This window comes from Terasakiella sediminum (assembly GCF_033100395.1).
Taxonomy (GTDB): domain Bacteria; phylum Pseudomonadota; class Alphaproteobacteria; order Rhodospirillales; family Terasakiellaceae; genus Terasakiella.
This window is the reverse complement of the sequence record NZ_JAWLVJ010000002.1, coordinates 88,827-115,312: the sequence shown is the minus strand read 5'-3', so window position 1 is coordinate 115,312 and position 26,486 is coordinate 88,827. Positions and strand designations below refer to the sequence as shown.

Annotated in this window: 20 protein-coding genes; 17 read left to right on the top strand and 3 right to left on the bottom strand. The window is 51.1% G+C overall.

All coding sequences use genetic code 11. From position 1 onward, the window contains the following. Positions 1-48 precede the first annotated feature (48 nt). The gene (locus RYZ26_RS01830) at positions 49-792 is read right to left on the bottom strand and encodes an NRDE family protein (protein ID WP_317681427.1); all 744 of its coding nucleotides are present in this window, start codon (positions 790-792) and stop codon (positions 49-51) included. 114 nt (positions 793-906) lie between these two features. Between RYZ26_RS01830 and RYZ26_RS01825 the strand changes: the two genes are divergently transcribed. Together RYZ26_RS01825 and RYZ26_RS01820 are read left to right on the top strand one after the other, a co-directional pair. Then, positions 907-1,272 (top strand): DUF1476 domain-containing protein, encoded by a 366-nt coding sequence (locus RYZ26_RS01825; protein ID WP_317681426.1) that lies wholly within the window; start codon positions 907-909, stop codon positions 1,270-1,272. Positions 1,273-1,351: 79 nt separating this feature from the next. Then, the gene (locus RYZ26_RS01820) at positions 1,352-2,623 is read left to right on the top strand and encodes an adenosylmethionine--8-amino-7-oxononanoate transaminase (RefSeq protein WP_317681425.1); all 1,272 of its coding nucleotides are present in this window, start codon (positions 1,352-1,354) and stop codon (positions 2,621-2,623) included. Positions 2,624-2,628: 5 nt separating this feature from the next. Here RYZ26_RS01820 and RYZ26_RS01815 read toward each other — a convergent pair whose 3' ends face one another. Next, a complete protein-coding gene (locus RYZ26_RS01815) occupies positions 2,629-6,150 on the bottom strand; it encodes a hypothetical protein (protein ID WP_317681424.1) in 3,522 nt (1,173 codons plus the stop codon). Between the two features lie 158 nt (positions 6,151-6,308). Here RYZ26_RS01815 and RYZ26_RS01810 point away from each other — a divergent pair, with 158 nt between their 5' ends. The 4 genes from RYZ26_RS01810 (at position 6,309) to RYZ26_RS01795 (ending at position 13,109) form a co-directional block, all read left to right on the top strand. Further along, positions 6,309-8,012 (top strand): peptidase domain-containing ABC transporter, encoded by a 1,704-nt coding sequence (locus tag RYZ26_RS01810; protein ID WP_317681423.1) that lies wholly within the window; start codon positions 6,309-6,311, stop codon positions 8,010-8,012. Continuing rightward, positions 8,009-9,304 carry an HlyD family type I secretion periplasmic adaptor subunit gene (locus RYZ26_RS01805; protein ID WP_317681421.1) on the top strand — a complete coding sequence of 432 codons (1,296 nt, stop codon included), beginning with the start codon at positions 8,009-8,011 and terminating at the stop codon, positions 9,302-9,304. Before RYZ26_RS01810 ends, RYZ26_RS01805 begins: the two co-directional genes overlap by 4 nt. A gap of 64 nt (positions 9,305-9,368) precedes the next feature. After that, positions 9,369-11,201 (top strand): TolC family protein, encoded by a 1,833-nt coding sequence (locus tag RYZ26_RS01800; protein ID WP_317681420.1) that lies wholly within the window; start codon positions 9,369-9,371, stop codon positions 11,199-11,201. Positions 11,202-11,423: 222 nt separating this feature from the next. Further along, on the top strand, positions 11,424-13,109 hold the full coding sequence (locus tag RYZ26_RS01795; RefSeq protein ID WP_317681419.1) for a methyl-accepting chemotaxis protein: 1,686 nt from the start codon (positions 11,424-11,426) through the stop codon (positions 13,107-13,109). A 152-nt stretch (positions 13,110-13,261) separates the two neighbouring features. Here the strand turns inward: RYZ26_RS01795 and RYZ26_RS01790 are convergent, their stop codons facing one another. Beyond that, entirely contained in the window at positions 13,262-13,672 is a 411-nt protein-coding gene (locus RYZ26_RS01790) for a DUF3775 domain-containing protein (RefSeq protein WP_317681417.1), read from the bottom strand. A gap of 90 nt (positions 13,673-13,762) precedes the next feature. Between RYZ26_RS01790 and RYZ26_RS01785 the strand changes: the two genes are divergently transcribed. From RYZ26_RS01785 to RYZ26_RS01735, 11 genes are all read left to right on the top strand, one after another. Next, positions 13,763-14,764 (top strand): NADH-quinone oxidoreductase subunit B family protein, encoded by a 1,002-nt coding sequence (locus RYZ26_RS01785; protein ID WP_317681416.1) that lies wholly within the window; start codon positions 13,763-13,765, stop codon positions 14,762-14,764. After that, a complete protein-coding gene (locus RYZ26_RS01780; protein ID WP_317681415.1) occupies positions 14,764-16,182 on the top strand; it encodes a nickel-dependent hydrogenase large subunit in 1,419 nt (472 codons plus the stop codon). The genes RYZ26_RS01785 and RYZ26_RS01780 overlap by 1 nt, the downstream gene beginning before the upstream one ends. Positions 16,183-16,449: 267 nt before the next feature. Then, positions 16,450-17,616, top strand: coding sequence for a nickel-dependent hydrogenase large subunit (locus RYZ26_RS01775; RefSeq protein WP_317681414.1), 1,167 nt, complete (start codon positions 16,450-16,452; stop codon positions 17,614-17,616). After that, entirely contained in the window at positions 17,617-17,958 is a 342-nt protein-coding gene (hypA, locus tag RYZ26_RS01770; RefSeq protein WP_317681413.1) for a hydrogenase maturation nickel metallochaperone HypA, read from the top strand. It begins immediately after the preceding gene. Beyond that, positions 17,958-18,788, top strand: coding sequence for a hydrogenase nickel incorporation protein HypB (hypB, locus tag RYZ26_RS01765; RefSeq protein WP_317681412.1), 831 nt, complete (start codon positions 17,958-17,960; stop codon positions 18,786-18,788). The genes hypA and hypB overlap by 1 nt, the downstream gene beginning before the upstream one ends. After that, complete coding sequence (gene hypF / locus RYZ26_RS01760; protein WP_317681411.1) at positions 18,748-21,036, top strand: carbamoyltransferase HypF; 2,289 nt, start codon at positions 18,748-18,750, stop codon at positions 21,034-21,036. The genes hypB and hypF overlap by 41 nt, the downstream gene beginning before the upstream one ends. Before the next feature lie 3 nt (positions 21,037-21,039). After that, on the top strand, positions 21,040-21,276 hold the full coding sequence (locus tag RYZ26_RS01755; protein ID WP_317681409.1) for a HypC/HybG/HupF family hydrogenase formation chaperone: 237 nt from the start codon (positions 21,040-21,042) through the stop codon (positions 21,274-21,276). Next, positions 21,273-22,400 carry a hydrogenase formation protein HypD gene (hypD, locus tag RYZ26_RS01750; RefSeq protein WP_317681408.1) on the top strand — a complete coding sequence of 376 codons (1,128 nt, stop codon included), beginning with the start codon at positions 21,273-21,275 and terminating at the stop codon, positions 22,398-22,400. Before RYZ26_RS01755 ends, hypD begins: the two co-directional genes overlap by 4 nt. Continuing rightward, positions 22,401-23,447 (top strand): hydrogenase expression/formation protein HypE, encoded by a 1,047-nt coding sequence (gene hypE, locus RYZ26_RS01745; RefSeq protein WP_317681407.1) that lies wholly within the window; start codon positions 22,401-22,403, stop codon positions 23,445-23,447. Then, positions 23,448-25,097, top strand: a complete 1,650-nt coding sequence (locus RYZ26_RS01740; protein WP_317681406.1) for a hydrogenase maturation protein — start codon at positions 23,448-23,450, stop codon at positions 25,095-25,097. Next, positions 25,072-26,403 carry a sensor histidine kinase gene (locus RYZ26_RS01735; RefSeq protein ID WP_317681405.1) on the top strand — a complete coding sequence of 444 codons (1,332 nt, stop codon included), beginning with the start codon at positions 25,072-25,074 and terminating at the stop codon, positions 26,401-26,403. The genes RYZ26_RS01740 and RYZ26_RS01735 overlap by 26 nt, the downstream gene beginning before the upstream one ends. Positions 26,404-26,486: the final 83 nt, after the last annotated feature.

The window sequence follows — 26,486 nt, the reverse complement described above, 5'->3', positions numbered from 1 at the left end:
CCGCATACAAAAGGCCCCGGTCTTCGCCGGGGCACATTGGCACCTGGATCAATCCAACCCGACATCATAAAAATCAGATTCACCGGGTTTACCGTCACAGAATTTCCAGATGTTCTTGCGCTGCTTGTCCCAAGGTTTGGAAATCGCGATTAGGCTGGAAGAAACTGTTTCAAACCCGGTATCGGTTTCAATCTGCATGGCCCCACGCGCATCAGACTGGCTTTTGCGACTACTCATCAACGCGGTCCAGGCCATCCAGTCATCCTGATCCGGGTCCGGGGCAGGCGCAGATCGAAAGCGGGGCAGGTGCAGCTTGATACGGTCAGATGCAGGATCATTCAGATCATGGGCTGACAACATGGAAACGCCGACAGGGATTTCTTCCACCTGAATGGTCATCCCGTCATTTTTGATCCACCAGGCGGTCTGGTAATCCGCAACCACCAGATTGAAGGGACGATAAGCTTCCGGGTTCAGATTTTCGAAGGCATCTGCCGCCAGTTCTGCTTCGGCATGATCCAGCAGTTCCAGCGGTAATTCACCTCGACTGCGATAATCGGGATGACTGCCCAATGTGCCAAAACGGTTCAGCACACAGGCCACCAAACCGTCATCATTCATCCCCAGCCAGGTACCGCCTGCCAGTTCATCAATCCCGGCGGTAACTTCGGGGCGGTCCGGCCAATGGCGCTCAGGGCCCGTCCAGGGGCGGTCTTTCATTTCATCACGGTTGGCAGCAAGCAGCAACGGCCAGTCATGTTCAGGGCGGCGGAGAATTACGACAGTACACATCTTAAAAACTTTCTAATTTATCCCTTTTTTAGCCCATCCAACCTTGTCTTGACCAGTCTAATCCACATATCTCAGGTAAGCATATGACAAAACCTTTGACCACAGGGGATGAAAATGAGCGATATCGCAAGTACGATCAGAGACCGTGAAATAGCCTTTGAAGCCCAATATAAGCTGAACGAAGAACAGAATTTTAAAATCCGCGCCCGACGGGACCGTCTGTTCGGGGCCTGGATTGCTGAAAAAATCGGGTTAAGTGGGGAAGAAGCCGAAGCTTACGCCTTAAACGCTGCCCGAATTGATCTGGAAGCCGCAGGCGATGGCAATCTTTTGAAAAAAGTGATTGATGATCTGGATGACGTCGGCAAAGTCATCACCAATGATGAACTACACAGCGCTTTATCCGAAGCCTTTGCCCAGGCACAACGTTCCATGCTGCTGGAATATCCGGAAGCCCTGGATCGTGATCACTACGTCTAAGAAAATTCCTTTTCTGTTTTTACAAACTCCTTTGCTGACACTATAAAGCAGGGGAGTTTTTGTTTTAAGGACGAACATAATGACATCACCTGACTGGTTAACAGATGGCCGCCCCCATGTCTGGCTGCCTTACAGCCAAATGAAAACGGCGCCTGCCGCCCTGCCTGCCGTCTCAACAAACGGCTGCACCATTACCCTTGATGGCGGCAAAGAACTGGTGGACGGCATTGCTTCCTGGTGGACGGCTTGTCATGGCTATAACCATCCCCATGTGATTGATGCCATGAAACATCAGCTGGATGTGATGCCGCATGTGATGTTTGGCGGATTGAACCATGAACCTGCTTTGAAACTTGCCAAACGTCTGGCCGATATGTTGCCGGGGGATTTGAACCGGGTGTTCTTTGTGGATTCAGGATCGGTTTCGGTGGAAGTCGCCATGAAGATGTCGATCCAGTATTGGATCAATAAAGGACACAAAGGCCATTCCAAGTTCGTATCTTTCAAAGATGGCTATCACGGGGACACGCTGGGCTGCATGTCCATTGCCGACCCGGAAGAAGGTATGCACCATGTGTTTAACGATGTGCTGTTTGACCAGTTCGTCATCGACGTCCCCAGAAGCCCAACACAGTTGCAAGCCTTTGACGACTTCCTTGCCAAACACAAGCACGAAATCGCAGGCGTGATCACCGAACCACTGGTCCAGGGTGCGGGCGGCATGAAAATGTTCAGCCCCGACGTTTTGAAAAACATGTGTGAAGTTACACAGAAACACGGCCTGCTGTTTATCGTTGATGAGATTTTCACAGGCTTTGGCCGCACCGGCACCATGTTCGCCATCGATCAGGCCGAAATCGTCCCGGACATCATCTGCCTGTCCAAAGCCCTGACTGCTGGCGTTTGTCCACTGGCTTGTGCCGTGGCGCAAGATCATATTTATGAAGCATTCCTGAGTGACAGTTTTGACGATGCGCTTCAACACGGCCCGACCTATATGGCAAATCCGTTAGCCTGCGCAGCTGCAAACGCGAGCCTTGAATTGTTTGAAACCGAACCCCGCCTTGAACAGGTCAAACATATCCATCAAAAACTGCGTAATGCCTTGACGCCCATGCAGTCCATCAAAGGGGTGAAGGATATTCGTATTCTGGGGGCAATCGGCGTAGTCCAAGTCTGGGATATCAAGGATACCGCCTGGCTGAAAAACCGCTTTGTCGAAGAAGGCGTCTGGCTGCGCCCATTCCGTGACATTATCTATCTGACACCCGCCTTCACCATCACAGATGAAGAACTGGATAAACTGACCAGCACTATGGCAAAAGTGCTGATGGAATGGTCTAAGTTGTAGACAAGCTAAACATCTTCAATGTCACTTACCGCAACCGTTGGCGTATCCAAAGTAGCAATAACCGAATAGCCATCACTTGCTGTTCCATTATTGTCCACATAAAGGTCGCCATTGCCATCTAACACGACATGTGCACCAGAAGCAGCATTGGTACCATCATAAGTGCCGCCAATTTGCTCGAACGTTATCGGGTTTGCTGTTGTAATTGAAATAGAAAAAGAAGCGAAATCAATCTGAATCTTATCAGTTCCCGTTGTGAAATCATAGACTCTGTCCAAGCCGCTTGATGCGTCAAAGCGGAAATTATCTGCACCTGCACCACCGTAGACAAAATCATTCCCCGTACCGCCAATCAAGGTGTCGTCACCATTCCCACCTAACAGGGCATCTCCTCCATCGCCGCCAAGGATGGTATCATTCCCATCATTTCCCTTAAGAAGGTCTCGGTCGGCGCCACCATCAATTAAATCTGCACCAACATTCCCGAAAATCCCGTCCTCACCTGCAAAACCTTGTAAATTGCCACTTCCTGAAGAGACTGCGACCAGAATATCGTTTGTGCTGCCCCCTGCCGACGTGATCGCGAAATTAAAGGTTTGGCCATCTGTATGAACAGTTTCAACTTCATTGCCTGCAAATTGATCGACAATGACAACCTGATTTGATGCATCAACCTTAATAGTGAGATTATCACCTGAGCGAGAAACATCAACGTCATCCATTTTAGTAATGTCAGCGGCCGATATATCCGACAATGTTTCGTTCCCGGTCTCGATCACAACATCTGAGAAGTTGATTGTATCCGTTCCGCTGGAATCAACAATCGTATCCAAACCGAAACCGGTGTCGAATTGGTATGTATCATCGCCACTACCGCCTGCTAAGGTGTCATTCCCCGCACCCCCGTTAATGGTATCATTACCACCGCCCGTTTCCGCAATGAAAGGATTGGACGCCAAAAAGATATCACCTGCCCCATCTGTTTCTCCAGGCACCAATGCACTGGTCGAATAAAACATGACCACAGAACCGTCATTTGAAATATGACCTTCGAAATTACCATAGCCGTTTGCCGTGCCCGCCAAGGGGGTATTTAGTGCACGTACTTCATTGGTCACCATGTCTTTGATAAACACATCATGACTGGCACCGTTCGGGTCTGTCTGAACCATATCCGTTGCTGCTGAATAAAAAACAACGTAGCGGCCATCATCAGAAACAGACGGCATAAAAGAGTCGCCATCAGACTCAGCGCTAAGATAATTATCGGTAACTTTCACCGTGGTATTATTGACCGTATCACGCAGAAAAATATCTGCATATGCCTGTGCATCCGTACTGCCATCAATCAAGTTGGTCGCCGTGCTTGCAAAAACGACCCACTGACCATCGCTTGACACATCAACATCTTTTGAATCCGCATCGCCTTTAACACTCGCTGTAGAAACGGATATCAAAGTATTGGTTTGTGAGGCGACATCGTAAATATAAACATCCTTGGAAAAGTCGCCGTCCGATGCTGATAGTCCATCGGCCTCACTGTAATAAACCACTTTGGTCCCATCACCTGAAATAACCGGTGCGAACGATCCATACACCCCATCCGTATCATTGTCCGTTTCGATACTAACCAACGTGAGGGCGCCTGTTGTCATATTTTTGATGAAAACATCACTGACAGCATTGATATCCTGCGTATCACCATAGGTGGACGTACTTTCAAAGGCGATCAAATTACCATCATCTGAAACAGAGTAATTCAAAACTGCTGAAGTACCCTCTGTTGCACCAGAATCAGCAGAAACCAGTTCCAATGTTTCATTTGCGATATCCAAACGATATAATTGTGCATCCGTATCACTTGATGTTACCGCCAGGTCTGTTGCCGTACTTAGGAAAAACGCATATTTGCCATCGCCAGAAAGTTGCACAGATGTGCTCGCACCGTTTGATACACCACCATCTGCCTTGTGCGAAATCCAGGTTATGCTGCCATCTGACAAAGTTTTAATGTAAGCGTCGTTCGTGGCATTGGTGTCCAGTGCATCCAGCGCCCCACTGGTACTAAAAGCAACCCGATCACTGTTTGTCGCGGTCAAATTGTAAGAGTGCGTATCCATAGTGGAACCGGTCGTAACTTCCAGACCGAAAGTATCGGTCGTTGCTCGACCAATGACAGGCTCATCCCCGTAGATGACGTCATCGCCGTCCCCACCGTCAATAATATCGTTCCCGCCATCGCCCAATATCCAATCATGCCCGGCAAGACCTGAAATAGAATCATTTCCTGTTGAACCTAAAACCTGCTCACCTGCTGACGTGCCAACGACTGTGTTGATACTGGTTGTCGTTTGTGTGGTTTGCGTTTCTGTTTGGTTGTTATCAGTTGACGCCTCTTCTTTCGGCGGCGCCTCCTGAAACGGGACTTCTTCACCAGTTGGATCACCCAAAAGATCATTTGGATCCGTCAGGCCAATATCACCAAACCCCAATCCCTCACCGCCAACGTCGCCACCAATCTGACCACTACCAAACACATCACCGCCGGCACCACCGATCAGATCGCCATCACCTTCACCGCCCTCAATGGGTTCACCAACTGGCGCTTCACCTAGTGGCCCACCGACATCGGCAAACATGCTGTCTTGTTCAGCAGCCAGTCCTTCTTCAGGTGGCGCATCTTCAACAGGAATTTCTTCTGCAATGACCTCGTCGGCTGGCACCGCTTCACCATCCTGAGTGGGGTCACCTTCCTGTGCGACCTGCTCGCCGTCTTCGGGCGGGGCCTCACCTTCGGCTGACGCCGCATCCTCGCCATTTTGGGCTGCTTGTCCCTCATTCCCGCCTCGTCGTCTTGGTGGTGGCGGCATGACATTCAACGCACTGCCGTACGCTGCCTGCATTTCACTTTCAGACATCAGGCTGGGTGGCGGTGGGGGTGCAAAACGGCTATTGAAAGCAAGGGATTGGCCGGGCTGGTTCAAGACCTGAACGCCTGCGTCATTTCGAACAATAATCTCCCCCGTCTGCCCGTCATCTTCCGGCATCAGGGTAATGCGGTTTTCGCTGCCTTCCTGCGCGGCAATACCGGCCCCCTTCGTCCCACGGATACCGATGGTGGCAACCGGGGTATTGATAACCATGGCTTCATCCTGGGTCTTGGCAATCTGTCCCGATACGAATGAAAACACACCATCTGCCACTGTCAGGGCGAGCGAGCCACTTTCATTGGCCGGATCATAGACCATTTCATCTATGATCATCTGGGCACCACTGCCCAATGCAAGTGTGGTATCATCGGCAAAGATCACACCGACACTGCCATTGCCTGCGACATCCAAAGTATCGCCCATGAAAATCTCATCACCTTCCGCCAATGAAGCTGTTTCTCCATTGAGGCGACGCACAGTGACACTGCCGCTTAAGGTCTCGATACGACCTGCGGCTTCTTCACTGCCTGCCAGTTGCGCAAGTTCAACACCGCGTTCCCCAAAGGCATTCAGGTCAAAAAGAAAGTCTTGTGGCATGGTTCATCCTTACAAAAGATGCACAGTTAGTGTACCTTCTTAACCAGTAATTATCAAATCTTGGTTAACACCTTTGCAAAAAGGATGCCTTAACCGAATGTAAAGCTTTCTCTGTCACTCCTATTCTGTCGAAATACGTGATTTTTAAGGGAAAACACATGGATCAAGACGAAGAAAAGGGATTATTCAGAAGCGCCTTTGCGCCCCTTTTTCCGATCCTGGGGGAAATATTTGCCGCAACATTGGTGGTGAATATACTGGCTTTTGCCGTGCCAATCTTTATCCTGCAGGTCTATGACCGCGTGATTGCACAGGCTGGCCTTTCCACCCTGCAAGGGCTCGTCATCGGGATGGCGGGGGTGATCCTGTTTGACTTTATCCTTCGACAAGCAAGGTCCGGTCTGTTGCAGGACGCGGCCATGCGCATTGATGCGACGCTGGCCAAACGCCTGTTCCACAAATTCACCGCTCTGCCCCTTCGTGTTCTGGAACGTCGCCCGTCTGCCTTCTGGCAATCGCTGTTTCGCGATGTGGATAATATCCGAACGGCCCTTTCCGGTATCGCAGCCATCTTGCTTGCCGACTTGCCTTTTGCCGTCATCGGAATTGTGCTGATCGTTGCCATTGCCAAACCGCTGGCCTGGGCGTTGTTGATCATTGTTCCGCTATTTATTCTGCTGGCATTTCTGTCCAGCCTTTCAGCGCGCAGTTCCACCATGGCGGAACGAAATGCCACCCTTCGCCGTGATGCTTTGATTACGGAAATGATCACAGACCGAACCACCATCAAAGCTTTGGGTCTAGGCACGCACCTGGGTCAAATCTGGGAAGAACGTCAGGCCAAGACCATTGAAAGTTCCATCACCAAGGCAGCACGTGCGGACCGTTATCACAATATGGGTAAAACGCTGTTGCTGTCTTCCACCGTGACACTCACCGGATTTGGGGCCATCGCTATTATCCAGCAGGAAATGACCGTTGGTGCTTTGATCGCTGCAAACATGTTGGTTGCGCGCATTCTGCAACCATTGAACCAGTTGGTCCTGCAATGGAAATCCCTAAGTGCCGCCAAACAGTCCTATGGCCGGGTCAAGCAGGTACTGGATTATCCCGAAGACCAACAAGGCGCCACCATGGAAATGGATCGCCCGCAAGGTCGCCTGGCGCTTGATACCCTGTCTTACAGTTTCGGAGATCAGGATAGCGAGCCAATCCTGAAGGGCCTTTCCTTACGTGTGGGCCCAAATGGACTGCACGGAGTTGTCGGCCCCAATGGCAGTGGGAAAAGTACGCTCTTGAAAATCCTGCGCGGTCTTTACGTGCCGACACAGGGACGCGTCATTCTGGACAAGGGCGACCTTGTCCAGTTTAGTGAGGAAGAAAAACTCAGTTGGTTTGGCTATTTGCCACAAGACACCCGGCTTTTAAGCGGCACGATAAAAGATAACCTGTCCATGGGCCCAACCGTGCCCGATGATGCCGCCATTGCCAAAGCGACCAAGCTGGTGGGCCTGCATGATGAAATCCTTTCCATGAAACAAGGCTATGGCACGCAAGTGGGTGAACATGGGGAAAATCTGTCTGGTGGCCTGCGTCAACGCCTAGCCCTGGCACGTGCATTGGTGGCCGATCCGCCCATTCTATTGCTGGATGAACCATCCAACAATCTGGATGTAATTGCAGAACGTGAACTTGCAAAACTGTTAAAGCAGCTGGCGAAAGGGCGCACCATCATCATGGTCACCCATTCAATGGAATTACTTCAGGTCGCAGACAGTATCATGATCCTCGAACGCGGGCAGATCAAAGGCGGCGGTAAAGCGCAGGACATCCTGCCCAAACTGAAAGGAATGGGCCGATGAGTGTGCTTAAAAAAATGATTTCATCGAAAAAGAAATCCCCCTGGCTCTATCCCTCTCGCTTTATCATTCTGTTGTTATGCGGCATTGGGTATTGGTCCCACACCACCGTGCTGGATGAAGTTGCCATTGCTTCAGGCCGGGTCGTGCCCCAAGGCAAGGTCAAGACCGTGCAGCACCTTGAAGGCGGGATCATTAAAGAACTGAATATTGTCGAAGGCCAATCAATCCGCAGTGGGGATGCCCTGATGACCCTGACACTGGGCGTCGGCAAACTGAACCAGAGCGAACTGGAGACAGAACTGGATGGCTTTAAACTGGTAAAGGCCCGTCTGGTTGCAGAAAGCCAGGGCTTGTCGTTTGTGAAATTCCCCGACGAAAGTGCCAAACGCCGCCCGGACATTACCGAACAGGAAAAGACCGCCTTCAATGCGCGTAAATCTGAACTTTCCGGTCAGTTGAGCGTTATCAGGAAACAGATCAAACAAAAAGAACTGGCTATTGAATCTCTTCGTGCGCGGCGCAATTCAGCTTCCAGTAAGCTGGATATCATCGAAGAAAATCAGGCATTAGCCGAAGATGCCATGAACAAGGGCATGGGCACCCGGTCTGAATATCTGGAACTCAGCACCGAGGTTGAAAACCTGCTGGGCGACATCCGCACCATAGATGCCGACATCCCCGCAGCCCGTGCCGATATCGAAGAAGCACGGGCCCGGTTGAATGAAACGCGCCTGAAATACAAACGCAAAGCATCTGAACAGCTCAGCAAAGTCACCCGTGAAATATCGCGCATTGAAAAGGTTCTGGGACAAGCGAATGAGCAAGAACAACGCACCATCGTGCGCGCCCCCATTGATGGTACGGTCAAGAACCTGAAATATACCAACGTCGGGGCAGTCATCCGCCCGGGTGAACCGATCATGGAGCTGGTCCCCATGCGCGACAGTCTGGTGGTCGAAGCCCAGCTTAGCCCGACGGATCGGGGCTATGTACAGTTAGGATTGCCTGCCAAGATTAAGGTATCGGCCTATGACTTTGTGCAATATGGTGCCTTGCCGGGTCGTGTCATCCAGATCGCACCGGATACGGATAAAACCGAGGATGGCGTGCCTTACTATCGGGTCATCATCGCAACTGACCGCACCTACCTGGGTGACGGAGTAAATGTGAACCTGCCCATCACCACGGGCATGGAAACACAGGTTGATATTGTGACAGGCAGACGCAGCGTGCTGGAATTCTTCCTGCGCCCACTTTTGCGGCTGAAAGACGAAGCTTTTAGAGAGCGTTAATGCATTTTTAAGCCTTACAGCTTATAGTAACGTCTAATTATGAATCTGATTCAAAGACTAGGGCATGACTATGGGACTGGGTTTAAAACGGTTTTTACAGGGTACAGCAAGCGCATTGGTGATGATGGGGATCGCCACTTCTGCGTCTGCAAACCCATTGGTAAACGAACTGATCTACCTTTTGGAAAATTACCCGTCCATCAAAGCGAAAGCATCCTTGACCGATGCGGCACGCGAAGATATCAGCGCGGCCTATGGTTTGAACATGCCAACAGTTTCCGTCAGCGGCGATACCGGATATCAACATACAGACCAGCCCAGCAAAGATGATTACCGCGTACAAGGTAACCTGACGGCCACCTATAACCTGTTTGACGGTCAATTTGCCGCCTATGAAGCCAAAGGGGCCGAAGTCCTTCATCAAAGTACTCTCACCGATCTCAGCGGTGAACAAAGTCGGATCATTTTTCGCGGTATTCAGGCTTATCTGAACCTTGTCCTGCAGAACAAGCTGGTGGAAATTTCCCAGACCAATGTCAAGCTGGTGGAACAGATCAAAACCTTCATTGAATCTGAATCCCAAGTGGGCCGTATGTCTCAGGCTGACCTTTTGCAGGCGCGCGCCCGTCTGGCTCAGGCCCGCGAAGCGCTGATCGCTTATCAGGGAGCCCAACGTCAAGGGCAGAACCGTTATTTTCAGCTCTTTCAGCGGGTCCCAACATCTGATCGCATGCAGGACCCGCTTGCACCGACCGAGATCGTACCGGAAAATCTGGAAGAAGCCATTCGTCTGGCACGCAAACATAATCCGATCCTGCAAAGTTCCAAACTGGTGGCCGAAGCTGCCCAGGCCCGTATCGGGTCTGTAGAAAGCGGTGCCATGCCCCGCATTGACGTAGAAGCATCCGGTGATTCCAAATATAACGTTGATGGTGTGGATGGCAGCGAGAATGAAGGCACTGTCCTTTTAAAGCTGAACTGGAACCTGTTTGACGGCAACCGCGTGAAAGCCCAGACCCGCGCCGCTGCCCTTCGTTATAACGCAGCGCTCATGGACAGCCGTCACAAGCATCTGGAAAATGAAGAACAGGTGCGCAATGCTTATGCGTTAATCGAAACAGAACGTCGCCGTTTCCGTACCCTTCAGGAAGCTGAACAAATCGCAAGCGAAGCCTTTAACGCACGTCACGAAATGATGCAAAGCGGTAAGGAAACCATTATCAATGTGCTGGATACAGCCCTTGAACTGTTGAACGTACGCATTGCGGTGACCTCATCTGATTATTCCCACCGCCTGGCCAATTATCAACTGCTGCTGGCAACAGGTCAGTTGACGCAGGATAATATCGCCCAATTGGTGGTCGAAGGACAAATCCAGCCAGCCGTTGCTGATGAAAGCCAGTTGATCCAGAAACTGATCGATGGCAAAGCCATGCCGCAACAGGCCGATACGATGGCCCCATCTGGTGATATGATGGGCGCTGAAATGCCTGCACCTGGTGCATATGACGAACTTGCCCCCATGCAACTGGAAGCCCAGGTTCGCACGGGTTCCCCGGAAGGCTACAACGACATGGCGGCCTTCGAATCTGCCCACGGCGCGCCTTACAGTGATGAACTGGCACCGGAAGCCGGACCAACCGGACCGATCGAACTGGGCCCAAGCGACGGGCCTGCCGGGTACTATCTGGTTTTGGGCAGCTTTTCTGAACCGAATTATGCCCAGGACCGCATCACCCTTGCCGGAATGGAAAATGCCTTTGTCAAACCGGTTGACGTCAACGGCACCACCTACTCTCGCGTGTTAGTTGGCCCGCTTAGTCAGTCCGAAGCCGAGAACGGCAAAGCGATTGCCCAAGACCGTGGCATCCCAGACAGTTGGGTCTTGAAAGAATAGAATTATTGCATTGCAAAAAATGTAATTTAGTTTCAAAAGATCTTCTCAATCAATAAGATATAAACTAATTAGATTAGATATGAACTAAAGTATAATTTTATATTGTGCGCCGCAACATTACATCTATAATCATTATAAAAGAAATATTCTGAAATATTTCACACAAAAAATTAACACCGCACAAAATAAGAACTACGCCTTATGCAAAGAAAGGCAAAGAAAATGGCACTTGGAAACATTCGGCTTGCGCGCAAGCTCGGCATCATTATGGGATTGTCCCTATTGGGTATGATCCTGACAACTTATCTTGGTCTCAGCGCCTTACACGAAAACCTGATGCATGAACGTGAACGTCAGGCCCGTAATATGGTTGAAGCCACAATCGAAGTCATTACTGAGTTTGATGCCCAGGTAAATAAAGGAACACTGACCCTTGAAGCCGCACAGATGCGTGCCAAAGATGTCATTAACGCCATCCGTTATGCTGATAACGATTATTTGTGGACCAATGATCTGGATGCCGTGATTGTCACCCATCCCCTCAAACCCCACTTAAACGGTCAGAATCTATACGATTACAAAACTGCAGATGGTCAGCAGCTGTTCCGCCAGGTAGTTGAACTTGCCAAAGCAAAAGGCGAAGGTTCCATTCAGTATAACTGGCCCAAGCCCGGTCATGAAGACCCGGTTGCCAAGGTTTCTTACATCAAACTTTATCAGCCCTGGGGCTGGGTTGTAGGCACTGGTGTTTATATCGATTCCGTTGAAACAACCTTTATCAGTGAAGCCTTGAAAGCAGCAGCAATCTTTTTGATCGGTACCATTGTTTTATCGATCTTCATCTATTTCGTTTCGCGCGATATCCGCAAAAGCATCACGGCTCTGTCCGGGTCCATGAAATTCCTGTCTCAGGGTGATACATCCACGCCCGTTCCTTTGCTGGATCGCCGCGATGAAATGGGCGACATGGCCCATAGCGTTGAATATTTCCGCGAACAGTTGATTGAAAATGAACGGCTTGCTCAGCAACAACGTTTTGAAGAAGAAAAACAGAAAGAACGCGCAGCCCTCATCCAGAAACTGGCAAATGACTTTGATATGGGCGTGAATACTGCCCTTGAATCTGTTGCTTCTGCGGCAAAACAACTGGATATGACCGCAAACGGCATGTCGGCAACGGCAGAACAGACAAGTTCGCAAGCAACTGCAGTTGCCGGTGCTTCTGAACAAACAAGTTCCAACGTGCAGACGGTGGCAGCGGCCGCTGAAGAACTTACCGCTTCCATTCAGGAAGTGGGATCGCAAGTTGTCGTTTCCACCAACATCGCGCAAAAGGCTGCGGAAAAAGCCAACGCCACACAAGCCACAGTAAATTCCCTGTCACAAACAGCCGGGCAGATCAGCGAAGCTTCCAAACTCATTGCGGAGATTGCGGATCAGACCAATATGCTGGCGCTGAATGCCACCATCGAAGCTGCCCGTGCAGGGGAAATGGGCAAAGGCTTTGCAGTTGTTGCCAGTGAAGTGAAATCACTCGCCACCCAAACCAGCCATGCAACCCAAGAAATTGGCGCACATGTGCACGCCATTCAAAGCGTCAGTGATGCAACGGTGAACGCGATTGTCGAGATCAACCAGGTAATCACGGAAATGAACGAGATTGCCAATGGCGTGGCCGCCGCCGTGGAAGAACAAAGTGCCGCCACACAGGAAATCACCCGCAATATTGAACAGGCGTCCCAAGGCACACAGGAAGTCACCGACAATATTATCGAAGTGAACCAGGCGGCAAATGATACGGGCAAAGCATCAAAAGAAGTCTTGCAGGCTTCAGATCAATTGAACGATCAATCGGTCAACCTACGTTCCATCGTGCAAACCTTCCTGTCCGGTGTGAAGTCGGCCTAGGTAAACCAAGTCGTTCTTACTCTCTTTCCATTGTCATCCCTGTGCTAAACACCCGTCATTCCTGCGAAGGCAGGAATCTCCCAATCCGAAATGAGATCCCTGCCTGCGCAGGGATGACGATATCAAAGCCAGGGATGACTTTATTTACTAATCTAAAGCCGTCCCACTTCAAACTCTTCAATGGACACGCCCATTACCGACAAACCTTCTTCCAGATAGTCGGACAATAACGGTTCCCCCATCAGATATTCAGGCGACGATTTGGCGGTGGGGTCCGCGTCATAAGCTTCTTTTTGCGCGTCGGCCCATTCCTCTTTGGAATAGGTGCCACGTCCCAGCCACATCAAGGCAACCAGTTCATGAAGCTGGTCTTCATTCAGGTTGGCGAGTGCTTCATGAAGTTCATCTTCTGTGGCGTCATCGCCATAATCTTCCAGAATTTCCAGACAACCATCATCCACCGCATCTGAATCGCGCCCCATGCCTTCCGGTTCGACTTTCACGTCGAATTCCCGTGCTTTCATAATGATATAGAAGACCGTATCGGCTGCTAAGTATTTCATCGCCCCCTCCTGCCACACAATAGACATTCTTGTCGGTTCTATTCTATAAAGTAGCATGTCTATTTGGGAATAGAGTTGATTTAGGTCACTATGAAAAGAACAAATGCCCTTTGGTTACAATGCGGTGCCTGTGGTGGATGTTCCATGTCGATGTTGGGCTATGACGGGGCCAACATGCTGGATACATTCAAGGACGTTGGCATTGATTTCCTGTGGCATCCTGTCTTTAGTGAACTGTCCGGCACGTCCGTTATCGAAACGTTAGATGATATCCTCACGGGTAAAACCCAGCTTGATCTGCTGATCATTGAAGGCACCCCGCTTTTAGGCCCCAATGGTACGGGCCGCTATCAGATGCTGAGCGGCTCAGACAAACCCATGGCGCAATGGATATTTGAGCTTGCCGCCAAGACCCAATACTGTCTGGCTGTGGGCAGTTGCGCCACATATGGCGGCATCCCCATGGCAGGTGATGACCGTCTGGAAGCAACGGGCCTGCAATATCACACCGACCAAATTGGTGGATTATTGGGCAGTGAATATCTATCGGGTGCGGGCTTTCCCGTCATAAATATCCCAGGCTGTGCGCCTCATCCAGACTGGATTGTGGAAACCTTATCTTGTGTGGCAACTGATGCCTTGCGCGCAGAAGACATTGACCCGGAAGGAAGACCGCTGGCTTATTTTGGTCATCTGGCTCATCATGGCTGTCCACGCAACGAATATTATGAATTTAAAGCCAGTGCGGCAACCGATACGGACCAAGGCTGCCTGATGGAAAATCTGGGCTGCAAGGGCACGCAAGCCCTTGGTGATTGCAACATCCGCCCCTGGAATGGCAATGGGTCCTGTCTTCAGGGCAGCTATACCTGTATCGCCTGCACCATGCCCGGCTTTGAAGACACAGGATCACCGTTTCTTGAAACCGCCAAGGTCGCAGGCATTCCGGTTGGTCTGCCAAGCGACATGCCCAAGGCCTGGTTTGTGGCATTGGCGGCATTGTCCAAATCGGCCACGCCGGAAAGGGTACGGGAAAATGCCCATGCGTCCAAAATCGTCCATCAACCCACCCGCAAAAAGGCCAAGAACTGATGACCCGCACACTCTACGGCCCCTTTTCGCGCGTTGAAGGCCATTTGGAAATTGAATTGGATCGCACCGACACACAGGTGACATCTGCTCGGGTCAATTCCCCCATGTTTCGCGGCATGGAAACAGTGATGGTCAATCGTGCGCCGATGGATGCGCTGACCATTGCCCCACGTATTTGCGGGATTTGTTCAGTTTCCCAATCGGTTGCAGCTGCAAAAGTCCTGGCAAACCTCAGCGGGGTGGAAGCCCCTATCAATGGGCAACTGATCACCAATCTGATTTTGGCTTGTGAGGTCCTGTCCAACCACCTGACCCATTTTTACATGTTCTTCATGCCTGACTTCGCCCGTGATATCTATCAGGGTCGCAGCTGGTTTGATGACGCCAAACGGTTCAAGGCAGAAACAGGGCCTGCGCAAGCCGAAATGCTGGAAGCCAGAACCCGCCTTCTCCACATCATGGGCGTGCTGGCGGGCAAATGGCCCCACACCCTGACCATCCGCCCGGGTGGCACCACACAAACCATCAAGACAGCGGAAAAGCTGAAACTGAAATCCATCCTGCGGGGCTTTCGTCGCTTTCTGGAACAATCAGTTTTTAACGGCACGCTGGAAGATGTGATGAAATTGTCCGCCTTTGATGACATCAAGGACGGTGATCTCGGAACGTTTCTTAAAGCCAGTAAAGACATTGGCCTAAATGAAATCGGCAAAACCAAATCCGGTCTGATTAGTGGCGGTGGTTTTGACGGCATCGACGGTCCGCTTTTCCAACAAGGGCTTTACAAAGACCAACAGCTTCAGCCCCTGCCCGTGGATGATATCCGTGAAGATATCACCCATAGCTTTATGGGTGGACAGATGATCCAGATGCCGTTTGAAGGATCAACCGATCCGTTTCTGGATAAGGCCGATGCCTACAGCTGGTGCAAGGCACCGCGTCTGGATGGTGCACGCTGCGAAGTCGGTGCGCTTGCCCGTCATGTGGTGAACGGCCATGACCTGTTCAAAGCCTCTTATGACCAAAATGCCAGCACCGTTGAAAATCGGATTTTCGCCCGGGTCTGGGAAATGGCCGAACTGGTGATCGAGATGGAAAGTTGGGTTGATCAGATCAATCCGGATGGGGAATTTTTTGTGGAAACAAACTTCCCACGCGAAGGTCAGGCCTTCGGATTTGTCGAAGCTGCACGTGGAACCCTGGGTCACTGGATGACCATCGAATATGACGTCATCAGCAACTATCAGATCATCGCACCCACCACCTGGAATTTCTCCCCGCGTGATCATATGGACCAGACTGGCCCACTGGAAAACGCCCTTGAAAATACACCGATCCATAATGGTGAGGACGACCCGGTCAATGTGCAGCATATCGTGCGATCGTTTGACCCCTGCATGGCCTGCACCGTTCATTAGTGGTTATTCACTTTCCACAAATTGGAAAGTAAGAGTCCATGCCGTACAACATGCAGCAAATAAAATATAACTACCCATTTGATTCCAAACACAGAATCTCAATGACTGATATGGCATAGCTTTTGCGGTAATCAAAGCAAGGGCAGGTGATTAACTTCCATCGACCGAAGTTTTCCATAGATCATTTGTCTGCTGGTGGTGCGTCATCCCGATCTTTTTCGCCATCCATGGCGCACCACTTTTTTTAACAGGGTAGCAAAATAAAGAATGACACTTGGCGCCGAAAAAATATCGCTCCACCTTCATCTTGACGAAGGAATGGTATCAGAGGTGGATATCCGCTCTGATCGCACGGCGATGGCTGCCAGAATGCTGGAACAAAAATCAACGGCAAAAGCCACGGCCCTGCTGCCCCTGCTGTTCAGTCTGTGCGGCACATCCCAGTTACAAGCGGGCCTGATGGCGATTGAAGAAGCCACAGGCGTCAGCCCCAGCCCGGCCCATATCGCGGCACGCAAGCTACTGATCAATGCAGAAACCGTTTCTGAAACCGCCATGTGCCTGCTGGTCAACTGGCCGAAACTGGCTGGCTTGTCTGATGGGCTGGCGGATGTGCGCGATATTCGCGATCTTTGTACCAGTTTTAAAATTCACCTGTTCGAAGGCGGCCAAAATGACCGTATAGGCGGCGCACCGCTTCAGGTCGATATGAAATCCCTGCGCAGCCATATGATCATGCTACGTGCCCGACTGGATATCTGTATTTTCGACGGTGCCATTGATAAATTCCAGACGCTGTGCGATGCCCGCTCCTATCAGGAATGGCTGGTAGCAAATGACAGTTTGCCTGCCCAGTGTCTGAAAGCCTGGCAGGATTACGCATTAAACTGGCCCGCCCCCAAAATGATCCCGACGCTTGATCGCACTTTTCTTTCTAAACAACTGGATCAGGACAACGCCGAAGCTTTCATCGCCCGCCCGACCTGCAACAATACTTGCTATGAAACCGGGCCTTACGCCCGTCAGATCAATCATCCGCTTGTTAAGTCACTGCCACAAAGTCAGGGGCGACTGGTTGCCAGACTGATTGATCTGGCCGAAGCTCTGGATGAAATGGATAAGGCCATTGAAGCCCTAAGCATTGATCAGACACCCTTTCACACCAAACCAACACACAAAGGTCTGGGACAGGTGGAAGCCGTGCGCGGCCAGTTGATCCATCGCGTCTGGCTTGATTCAGAAAATGACATAATCCAGCGTTATCGTATCCTTGCCCCGACCGAATGGAACTTTCATCCAGATGGTGTTTTAAAACAAACCCTTCTGGGGATGGATGGATCAGATAAGAACCATCTGGAACAGTATGCTAAACTTGCCATCACCACGCTGGACCCGTGCGTTGGCTTTGAGATCAAGATTGAGGATGCCTGCTAAATGCATGAACTGTCGCTCACACAAGGCGTGTTGAATATTATTGAAGATCATGCACGCATGAACAATTTCACCAGTGTAAAAACCGTCTGGCTAGAAATCGGGCAACTGTCCCACGTAGAACCGGAAGCCATGGCTTTCTGCTTTGATACGGTCATGAAAGATACCATTGCAGACGGGGCCAAGCTGGAAATCATCGAAATTCCCGGTCAGGCGATCTGCGCCAATTGCGGGGAAAATATGGAAATCACATCACGCATTGCAGAATGCCCCAAATGCGGCAGTTACAAGCTGCATATTTCCGGCGGCGATGAAATGAGAATTAAAGAACTGGAGGTCGATTAATGTGTACGGTTTGCGGATGTGGAACATCCAAAATGGAAGAAGGCCATAGCCATAGCCACGATCATCACCATCACCATGATCACAGCCACTCCCATCACCACCACCATCATCATGATACGATGCATTTTGGAGAAAATGAAGCAGGCGTTTCAGTGCCCGGCATGGATGAAAAACGCCTGATCGCCATTGAACAGGATATCCTCAGCAAAAACGACCATCTTGCCCTTCATAACCGGGACCGCTTGAAAGAAGCAGGTATCTTTGCGCTGAACCTTGTCTCTTCCCCCGGTTCTGGCAAAACGACCCTTTTGACCCGGTCCATCAATGACCTGAAAGCCGACCTGCCCATTGCGGTGATCGAAGGCGATCAGCAAACCGCCAATGATGCGGACCGCATCCGCGAAACAGGCGTGCAGGCCCTGCAGGTCAATACCGGAAAAGGCTGCCATCTGGATGCCGATATGATCGGGCAAGCCATGGACCGCATTGATCTACCCACCGAAGGCGTATTGTTTATCGAAAATGTCGGCAATCTGGTCTGCCCGGCTGGTTTTGACCTGGGGGAAGCCCACAAGGTTGCCATCCTTTCTGTGACCGAAGGCGAAGACAAACCGATCAAATATCCCGATATGTTTGCCGCTGCGGACATTATGATTCTGACCAAGACCGATCTTTTGCCCTATCTGAACTTTGATGTGGAGGCCTGTATCAATTACGCCCATCGTGTGAACCCTGACCTAAAAGTCTTTCAGCTGTCCTCCACCAACGGGGATGGGCTGGATGCATGGTATGACTGGATCAAATCCGGTGTCGATGCTGCAAAAAATTAAGCGAAAACAGTTTCGCATCAACGGGTCTGTGCAGGGGGTGGGTTTTCGCCCCTTCATCTACAGCCTGGCGAGCGAACTCGGCCTGACGGGTTGGGTGCTGAATGATGGCGAAGGGGTTCTGGTGGAAGTTCAGGGCATCAAGACTGAAATTTTTGCGAGCGAACTTTATAAACAACGCCCGCAGCTGTCACGCATTGATCATATCAAGGCCCATGACCTGGACCTGATTGCCCATGAAGAAGGATTTATCATTCAGCAAAGCCGGCAAACCGACGTGCTGACCGATATCCCGCCCGACAGCGGCACCTGCCCGGATTGTCTGGCAGAAATGTGCGATCCGGATAACCGCCGCTTTGGCTATCCCTTCATCAACTGCACCCATTGCGGACCGCGCTATACCATCACCCGATCCCTGCCCTATGACCGCCCACAGACATCCATGGCAGACTTCAAAATGTGCGCAGCATGTGAGGCAGAATATCATGATCCGGCCAATCGCCGTTTTCATGCCCAACCGACCTGCTGCCCTGACTGTGGGCCGAAACTGTCCCATAATATCGCTGAAATAGCAGATCAAATTCGCGAAGGGCGTATCCTTGCAATTAAAGGATTAGGCGGGTTTCATCTGGTCTGTGATGCGCAAAATGAAGACACCATCAGACGCTTGCGCGAACGCAAAAACCGGGATACCAAGCCTTTTGCTGTTATGGTACCTGACTGTTCCGTGATTAAAGAATTCGCCCGTCTTTCAGAAACGGAACAAGCCCAGCTTGAATCACCCAAACGTCCCATTGTTCTTTTAATGAAACAGTGTCCCGACGAAGGCCGGGACCTCTCAAAAGCACAGACAAGTCTGCAAAAAGACCCCGGCCTTCGCCGGGGAACGCTGCCTGATGCAATCGCCCCCGGCTTAAAGCGTATCGGTATCATGCTCCCTTATACGCCCATCCACCATTTGCTGATGGATGCGCTGAACGGCCTGCCCCTTGTGATGACCAGCGCCAATCCGGGTGGGGAGCCCTTGGTGATTGATAATGAGGAAGCGCGCATTCGTCTGGACGCTATCGCCGACATCATCGTCGATCATAACCGCGACATTCTGATCCGGGTGGACGACAGCGTCGTGCGCATGGATGGGGACAAGCCAACTTTTATCCGGCGTGCGCGTGGATTTACGCCTTCGCCCATCATCCTGAAAAATGATGGTCCAAGCGTTCTCGCTCTTGGGGCATATCTGAAAAACACCATCTGCGTCACACGCGATGATCATGCCTATCTGTCCCAGCATATTGGGGATCTGGATACCGTGTCGGGCATTTGTTTTCTAGAAGAAACCATCGATCACATGTGCCAGATTTTAAAAGTCAAACCAGACCTGGTGGTCAGTGACCTGCATCCCAATTTCGCCAGCACCCGTCATGCTGAAACGATGGAGATTGAAAATTTCCAGGTGCAGCATCACCACGCCCATATTGCCTCGGTCATCGCAGAACATCACATTGATGGTCCGGTCATCGGGGTGGCACTGGACGGCTTTGGGCTGGGTCATAAAGGCGATAGCTGGGGCGGTGAATTGTTGCTGGTCAACGGATTAAACATGACGCGACTTGGTCATTTCCAACCACTTGCCCAACCCGGTGCAGACAAAGCCGCGATTGAGCCCTGGCGCATGGGTGCAAGTGCGCTTTATCAGATGGGCCGTGCCGATGAGATTGAAAGCCGCTTTCAAAATCGCGATGGCAAAACCTTGAAACTGATGCTGGAAAAAGGCCTGAATGCACCTATGACCAGTAGTGCCGGACGTCTGTTTGATGCGGCGGCTGCCTTGCTTGGTGTCAGTGAAGTTTCTGACTTTGAAGGCCAAGCGCCGATGATGCTGGAGAGTCTGGTGACCCAGATTGAAATTGATGAAGAAGGCTGGTTGATTGAGGATGAAAAGCTCAACTTCCTGCCCCTTCTGGAAAAACTGTGTGATCGCAGTGCTGTCAGCGGGGCCAATCTATTTCACGGAACGCTCATTGCCGCCCTTACCGACTGGATCAGCAAAGCCTGCCAGCAGCACGGCATCAAACAAGTGGCCTTATCCGGTGGCTGTTTTCTGAACCAGATTTTATCGCAAGGGCTGACACGACAATTGCAAAAGGCGGGTCTGACACCTTATCTTAATCAACAAGCCCCCTTGAGTGATGCGGGTCTGTCTTTGGGACAAGCCTGGCTTGGGCAAAAATATTTAATGAGGGAGCAATAATCCATGTGTCTTGCTATGCCGTCAAAAATCGTTGAACTACTGGACGATGATATGGCTGTGATCGAACTGGGCGGAGTGAAGAAAACCATCTCCCTTGGTTTGGTCGAAGATGTATCCTGCGGAGATTACGTCATCGTCCATGTGGGCTATGCGCTTTCAAAGGTGGATGAGAAAGAAGCCTTGAAAACCCTTGCCCTCTTTGCAGAAATGACAGCGGCTGAAGAAAGTGCAGCCTCATGAAACATGTGGATGAATATCGCGACGGTGATACGGCACAAAAACTGGCGGCCACCATTGCGCGCGAAGTAAACCCGGATCGTAATTACCGCCTGATGGAATTCTGCGGTGGGCACACCCATGCGATCTTTCGCTATGGCGTGCAGGACCTGCTGCCCGATAACGTCAAAATGATCCATGGGCCCGGGTGTCCGGTCTGCGTCTTACCCATCTCACGGATTGATCAGGCCATTGCTTATGCCAAATTGCCCGATGTGATCCTCTGTTCCTACGGCGATATGCTGCGCGTTCCCGGATCAAAATTTACGTCGCTCATGAAAGCAAAGGCTGAAGGCGCAGATGTGCGCATGGTCTATTCCACGCTGGATGCGTTAGACCTTGCAAAGAACAATCCGGATAAAAAGATCGTTTTCTTCGCTATCGGGTTTGAAACCACCACACCGCCCACAGCGCTTGCCATCAAACAGGCGCAAGCCATGGGATTGGAGAATTTCTTTATCCTGTCCAACCATGTACTCACCCCATCTGCCATACAGAACATTCTGGAAAGCCCCGATGTGCGTGATCTGGGGTCTGTGCCACTGGATGGATTTTTGGGCCCGGCCCATGTCAGTGCGGTGATCGGATCACAGCCTTATGACTATTTCGTGGAAGAATTCCAGCGCCCGGTGGTGATTTCAGGGTTCGAACCTTTGGATGTCATGCAATCCATCCTGATGCTGATCCGCCAGTTAAACGAGGGCCGCGCCGAAGTGGAAAACCAATACCGCCGCGCCGTTACCCACATGGGCAACAACAAAGCGAAAAATCTGGTGGCTGATATCTTCGAACTTCGCCGCGTCTTTGAATGGCGCGGTCTGGGGGAAGTGCCTTATTCGGGCCTGCGCATCAAGGATGAATATTCTGCCTTTGATGCCGAAGTTCAAATCCCGGTGAATGTGCCGCCTGCGCGCGAAAACAAGGCATGCGAATGCCCGGCGATCTTACGCGGTATGAAGAAACCCACCGACTGCAAGCTTTTTGGCACCCATTGCACCCCGGAAAATCCCATGGGGTCCTGCATGGTCTCTGCCGAAGGGGCTTGTGCCGCCTACTATTCCTATGGTCGATTTAGAGAAACAGCATAAATGTCTACACGTACAGCCTATAGCCGCGCCCTTGATCTGAAAAACGGCGTTGTGGAAATGAGCCATGGTGGCGGGGGGCGCGCCATGGCCCAATTGATCGATCATCTGTTTGCCGATGCCTTTGCCAATGACATTCTGGCGCAAGGAAATGATCAGGCCGCCTTTGATCTGCCGCCCGGTCGTGTGGTGATGAGCACGGACAGTTTCGTGATCTCACCCCTGTTCTTCCCCGGTGGCAATATCGGCAATCTGGCTGTTCATGGCACGGTCAATGATGTCGCCCTGTCCGGTGGCAAACCACTTTACCTGACCTGCGGCTTTATTCTGGAAGAAGGCTATCCGCTAAAAGATTTGAAAATCATCGTCGATAGTATGGCTGAGGCCGCAACCGAGGCCGGCGTCAAGATCGTCACGGGTGACACCAAGGTGGTGGAACGTGGCCATGGCGATGGGGTTTATATCAACACGACCGGGATCGGTGTGGTGGATGACGGGATCAACGTTTCAGGCAACCGTGCCCGGCCCGGTGATAAGATTCTCATCAACGGCTTTGTCGGCGATCACGGGGTTGCCATCATGTCTCTGCGCGAAGGTTTGGGGTTTGAATCCACCATCCAGAGCGATTGCGCCAGCCTGAATGGACTCATTACGGATATGGTCGAGGCCGTGCCGGATATTCATGTCATGCGCGACCCGACCCGTGGGGGCCTTGCCGCAACGCTAAATGAGCTGGCCCATCAAAGTGACGTCGGCATGGAACTGGTTGAAAACAATATTCCCATCCGTGATGAAGTACGCGGAGCTTGCGAAATCTTAGGCCTTGATCCGCTTTATGTCGCCAATGAAGGCAAGCTTCTGGCGATCTGTGCTGAAGAAGATGCGGAAAACCTGCTTGCGGCCATGAAAGCCCATCCGTTGGGGGAACAGGCCGCCATCATCGGAACCGTGATTGAAGATAAAAACAGCTTTGTTCAGTTAAAAACCGGGTTCGGCGGATCGCGGGTCGTGGACTGGATTGCAGGTGAACAACTGCCGAGGATCTGTTAAATGAAAATTCTTCTGCTGACCCACAGTTTCAACAGCCTGACCCAGCGGCTTTATGTGGAAATCGAACGCCTGGGCTATGATCTGTCCGTCGAATTCGATATCAACGACAGCGTAACCATCGAAGCCGTTGACCTGTTTAAACCGGACCTGATTATCGCACCTTTCCTGAAACGCGCGATCCCGCAAAGCGTTTGGTCAAAACTCCCCTGCCTGATCGTCCATCCCGGACCAAAAGGGGATCGTGGCCCGTCTTCACTGGACTGGGCGATCCTGCGCGATGAAAAAGAATGGGGTGTGACCCTATTGCAGGCAGTGGCAGAAATGGATGCGGGCCCCATCTGGGCGACCCGAAACTTCCCCATGCGCACCGCCCCCAAAAGCAGCCTTTATCGTAATGAAGTCACCGAAATGGCAGTGGAATGTGTATTAGAAGCACTGGACAAATTTAATGATCCGGATTTCACACCAGAACCGTTAGAGGGTAACGGAACATGGAATGATCTGATGAAGCAATCGGATCGGGCCATTGACTGGCAAGTGGATGACAGCCAGACCATTTTGAACAAGGTCAATTCAGCCGATGGCAATCCGGGCCTTCTGGATGGGGAATATTATCTCCATAACGCCAGACTGGAACCGGGTTTAAGTGGAACACCGGGAGAAATCCTCGCCACACGCAATGGGGCCATCTGTAAAGCCACCACCGATGGCGCCATCTGGGTCGGGCATCTGCGCAAAAAAGGCAAAGGGAATTTCAAACTCCCCGCTACCCGCTTGCTTGATCTGGAAGACGGCGCAGGTGAGCGTGATATCTATTTGGAAATTAATGGTCAGATTGGTCATCTGCACTTCCCGTTCCATAACGGGGCGATGAATACGGATCAATGCCACCGTCTGCTGACAGCCTACAAGAAAGCCTGCACAGAAGACATTGACACCATCGTCTTGCGTGGCGGCGATGATTTCTTTTCCAACGGTATTCATCTCAACACCATCGAAGATGCTGAACGCCCGGCAGAAGAAAGCTGGGCCAACATCAATGCCATGGATGATCTGTGTGAAGCCATCATCACCACAACCGATAAAGTCACCGTAGCCGCCCTTTCCGGCAACGCCGGAGCAGGCGGCATGTTTTTTGCCCTCTGTTGTGATCGGGTCTATGCCCGCTGTGGCGTCATCCTGAACCCGCATTACAAAAATATGGGTAATCTGTTTGGGTCAGAATATTGGACCTATCTGCTGCCCAAACGGGTTGGCGCAGGCAATGAAGATCGTGTTATGCAACACCGTCTGCCCATTGGTGCGACAGAAGCCGTAGAACTTGGTTTGCTGGATGGCTGTTTCGGCAAAACCATTGCGGATTTCCATGAAGGCCTTAAGGAAACCATCGCAACACTTGACAACCAACAAATCATTACTGATAAATCAATCCAGCGTGAAACGGACGAAGCTGAAAAGCCCCTGCAGGCTTATCGCGATGAAGAACTGGACCATATGAAACTGAATTTCTTTGGCTTTGATCCCAGTTATCATGTCGCCCGGTTCAAGTTTGTTTTACGTGAAGCCAAATCACATACCCCACTTTATCTTGCCAAACATCGCCAACGCGTGAAGAATAGCAGCTATGGGACAAAGTCAACCGCCACATAATCCGTTGGAATTCAACGATGGGCAGGAAAATGCCTGGGTAGAGGTCATCCAAAAAATGGATGAGGTCTATTCCGACCTGCTTGAACGCGAAGTTGACCTTGAAAATAAAAATGCCGAACTGGAAGAAGCTCACGATTTCATCGACAGCATCATGGAAGCCATGTCCGATGTGCTGATCGTCTGTGACCGTGTGGGCCGCATCGTCAAAGTAAATCGGCCTTTGCTGGACCTGACAGGCTTTGAAGAAGAAGTCCTGTTTGGCAAACCAATTTCCATCCTGCTGGGAAAAGAGTTCGAAGAAAAATTCCGCACTCTTATCCCGCCGACCAGTCACAAGGGGCTGCATGATTATGAAGCTCAGCTCCGTCACAAGGACGGCAAGGCAGTTGATCCGGTCTCCCTTAACTGCACCCTTCATAAAACCGCCAAAGGGGTTGTGGACGGGCTGGTGATTGTCGGGCGTCCTATCGGAGAATTGCGACAGGCCTACGATCAGCTTAATCAGGCCCATAGCGAGCTTAAAACCACCCAAAGCCATCTGCTGCAATCTGAAAAAATGGCTTCCATCGGGCGGTTGGTGGCTGGTGTCGCCCATGAATTAAACAACCCGATCAGTTTTCTTTATGGCAATGTTCATTCCATGCAGCGCTATGCCACCACAATGCGCATCTATATCGAGACCCTGCGCGATGAACTGCCTGTAGAGCGCCGCCATGAGCTGGATGAGAGTTTGCGCATCGAACGATTGCTGAATGACCTGCCAAGCCTCCTGGAAGGCACGCAGGAAGGGGCTGAACGGGTCAGTGATATCGTCAACAACTTACGTCGCCTGTCGTTTCGCGAAGGAAAAAGCAAGGATAAGGTTGATCTGTCCGACGTAATAAAGACTGCTATTCTCTTTGCCGCGAAGGGGCGATCCAGCGACCAGCCGATTGATCTGGAAGTGGCGGATGACTGTTATGTGGAAGGCTCTGCCAATCGCCTGCATCAGGTGATATTGAACCTGGTGGAAAATGCGCTGGATGCCACCTCAGAGACAGATAGCAAAAACCTGAAAGTTAGTTGTTTTCAAGCAGGCGATACGGTGGAAATTCATGTGCAGGACTTCGGCCCCGGACTGAAAGAAGACGATATCCATAAAATCTTCGATCCCTTTTTCACTACAAAACCTGTTGGGGAAGGCACCGGGCTTGGGCTTTGGATTTCTTACGAAATCGTTCAGGATCACAATGGGCAGATTTCCGTTCGCAATCACCCCGAAGGCGGCGCAGAATTCAAGGTCGTGCTGCCCGCGTGGCGCAAATAGCCCAGAAACAGGCAAAAAGCCTGCAATATTATGAGATTAGCTTGACTTTTATGCCCGTTACAGTCTGAATTAGATCTGTTAGG

Excerpts from the sequence above, each read along its gene's own strand:
- RYZ26_RS01830 (WP_317681427.1), bottom strand. The coding sequence starts at position 792 with ATGTGTACTGTCGTAATTCTCCGCCGCCCTGAACATGACTGGCCGTTG.
- RYZ26_RS01825 (WP_317681426.1), top strand. The coding sequence starts at position 907 with ATGAGCGATATCGCAAGTACGATCAGAGACCGTGAAATAGCCTTTGAA.
- RYZ26_RS01820 (WP_317681425.1), top strand. The coding sequence starts at position 1,352 with ATGACATCACCTGACTGGTTAACAGATGGCCGCCCCCATGTCTGGCTG.
- RYZ26_RS01815 (WP_317681424.1), bottom strand. The coding sequence starts at position 6,150 with ATGCCACAAGACTTTCTTTTTGACCTGAATGCCTTTGGGGAACGCGGT.
- RYZ26_RS01810 (WP_317681423.1), top strand. The coding sequence starts at position 6,309 with ATGGATCAAGACGAAGAAAAGGGATTATTCAGAAGCGCCTTTGCGCCC.
- RYZ26_RS01805 (WP_317681421.1), top strand. The coding sequence starts at position 8,009 with ATGAGTGTGCTTAAAAAAATGATTTCATCGAAAAAGAAATCCCCCTGG.
- RYZ26_RS01800 (WP_317681420.1), top strand. The coding sequence starts at position 9,369 with ATGACTATGGGACTGGGTTTAAAACGGTTTTTACAGGGTACAGCAAGC.
- RYZ26_RS01795 (WP_317681419.1), top strand. The coding sequence starts at position 11,424 with ATGGCACTTGGAAACATTCGGCTTGCGCGCAAGCTCGGCATCATTATG.
- RYZ26_RS01790 (WP_317681417.1), bottom strand. The coding sequence starts at position 13,672 with ATGAAATACTTAGCAGCCGATACGGTCTTCTATATCATTATGAAAGCA.
- RYZ26_RS01785 (WP_317681416.1), top strand. The coding sequence starts at position 13,763 with ATGAAAAGAACAAATGCCCTTTGGTTACAATGCGGTGCCTGTGGTGGA.
- RYZ26_RS01780 (WP_317681415.1), top strand. The coding sequence starts at position 14,764 with ATGACCCGCACACTCTACGGCCCCTTTTCGCGCGTTGAAGGCCATTTG.
- RYZ26_RS01775 (WP_317681414.1), top strand. The coding sequence starts at position 16,450 with ATGACACTTGGCGCCGAAAAAATATCGCTCCACCTTCATCTTGACGAA.
- hypA (WP_317681413.1), top strand. The coding sequence starts at position 17,617 with ATGCATGAACTGTCGCTCACACAAGGCGTGTTGAATATTATTGAAGAT.
- hypB (WP_317681412.1), top strand. The coding sequence starts at position 17,958 with ATGTGTACGGTTTGCGGATGTGGAACATCCAAAATGGAAGAAGGCCAT.
- hypF (WP_317681411.1), top strand. The coding sequence starts at position 18,748 with ATGACTGGATCAAATCCGGTGTCGATGCTGCAAAAAATTAAGCGAAAA.
- RYZ26_RS01755 (WP_317681409.1), top strand. The coding sequence starts at position 21,040 with ATGTGTCTTGCTATGCCGTCAAAAATCGTTGAACTACTGGACGATGAT.
- hypD (WP_317681408.1), top strand. The coding sequence starts at position 21,273 with ATGAAACATGTGGATGAATATCGCGACGGTGATACGGCACAAAAACTG.
- hypE (WP_317681407.1), top strand. The coding sequence starts at position 22,401 with ATGTCTACACGTACAGCCTATAGCCGCGCCCTTGATCTGAAAAACGGC.
- RYZ26_RS01740 (WP_317681406.1), top strand. The coding sequence starts at position 23,448 with ATGAAAATTCTTCTGCTGACCCACAGTTTCAACAGCCTGACCCAGCGG.
- RYZ26_RS01735 (WP_317681405.1), top strand. The coding sequence starts at position 25,072 with ATGGGACAAAGTCAACCGCCACATAATCCGTTGGAATTCAACGATGGG.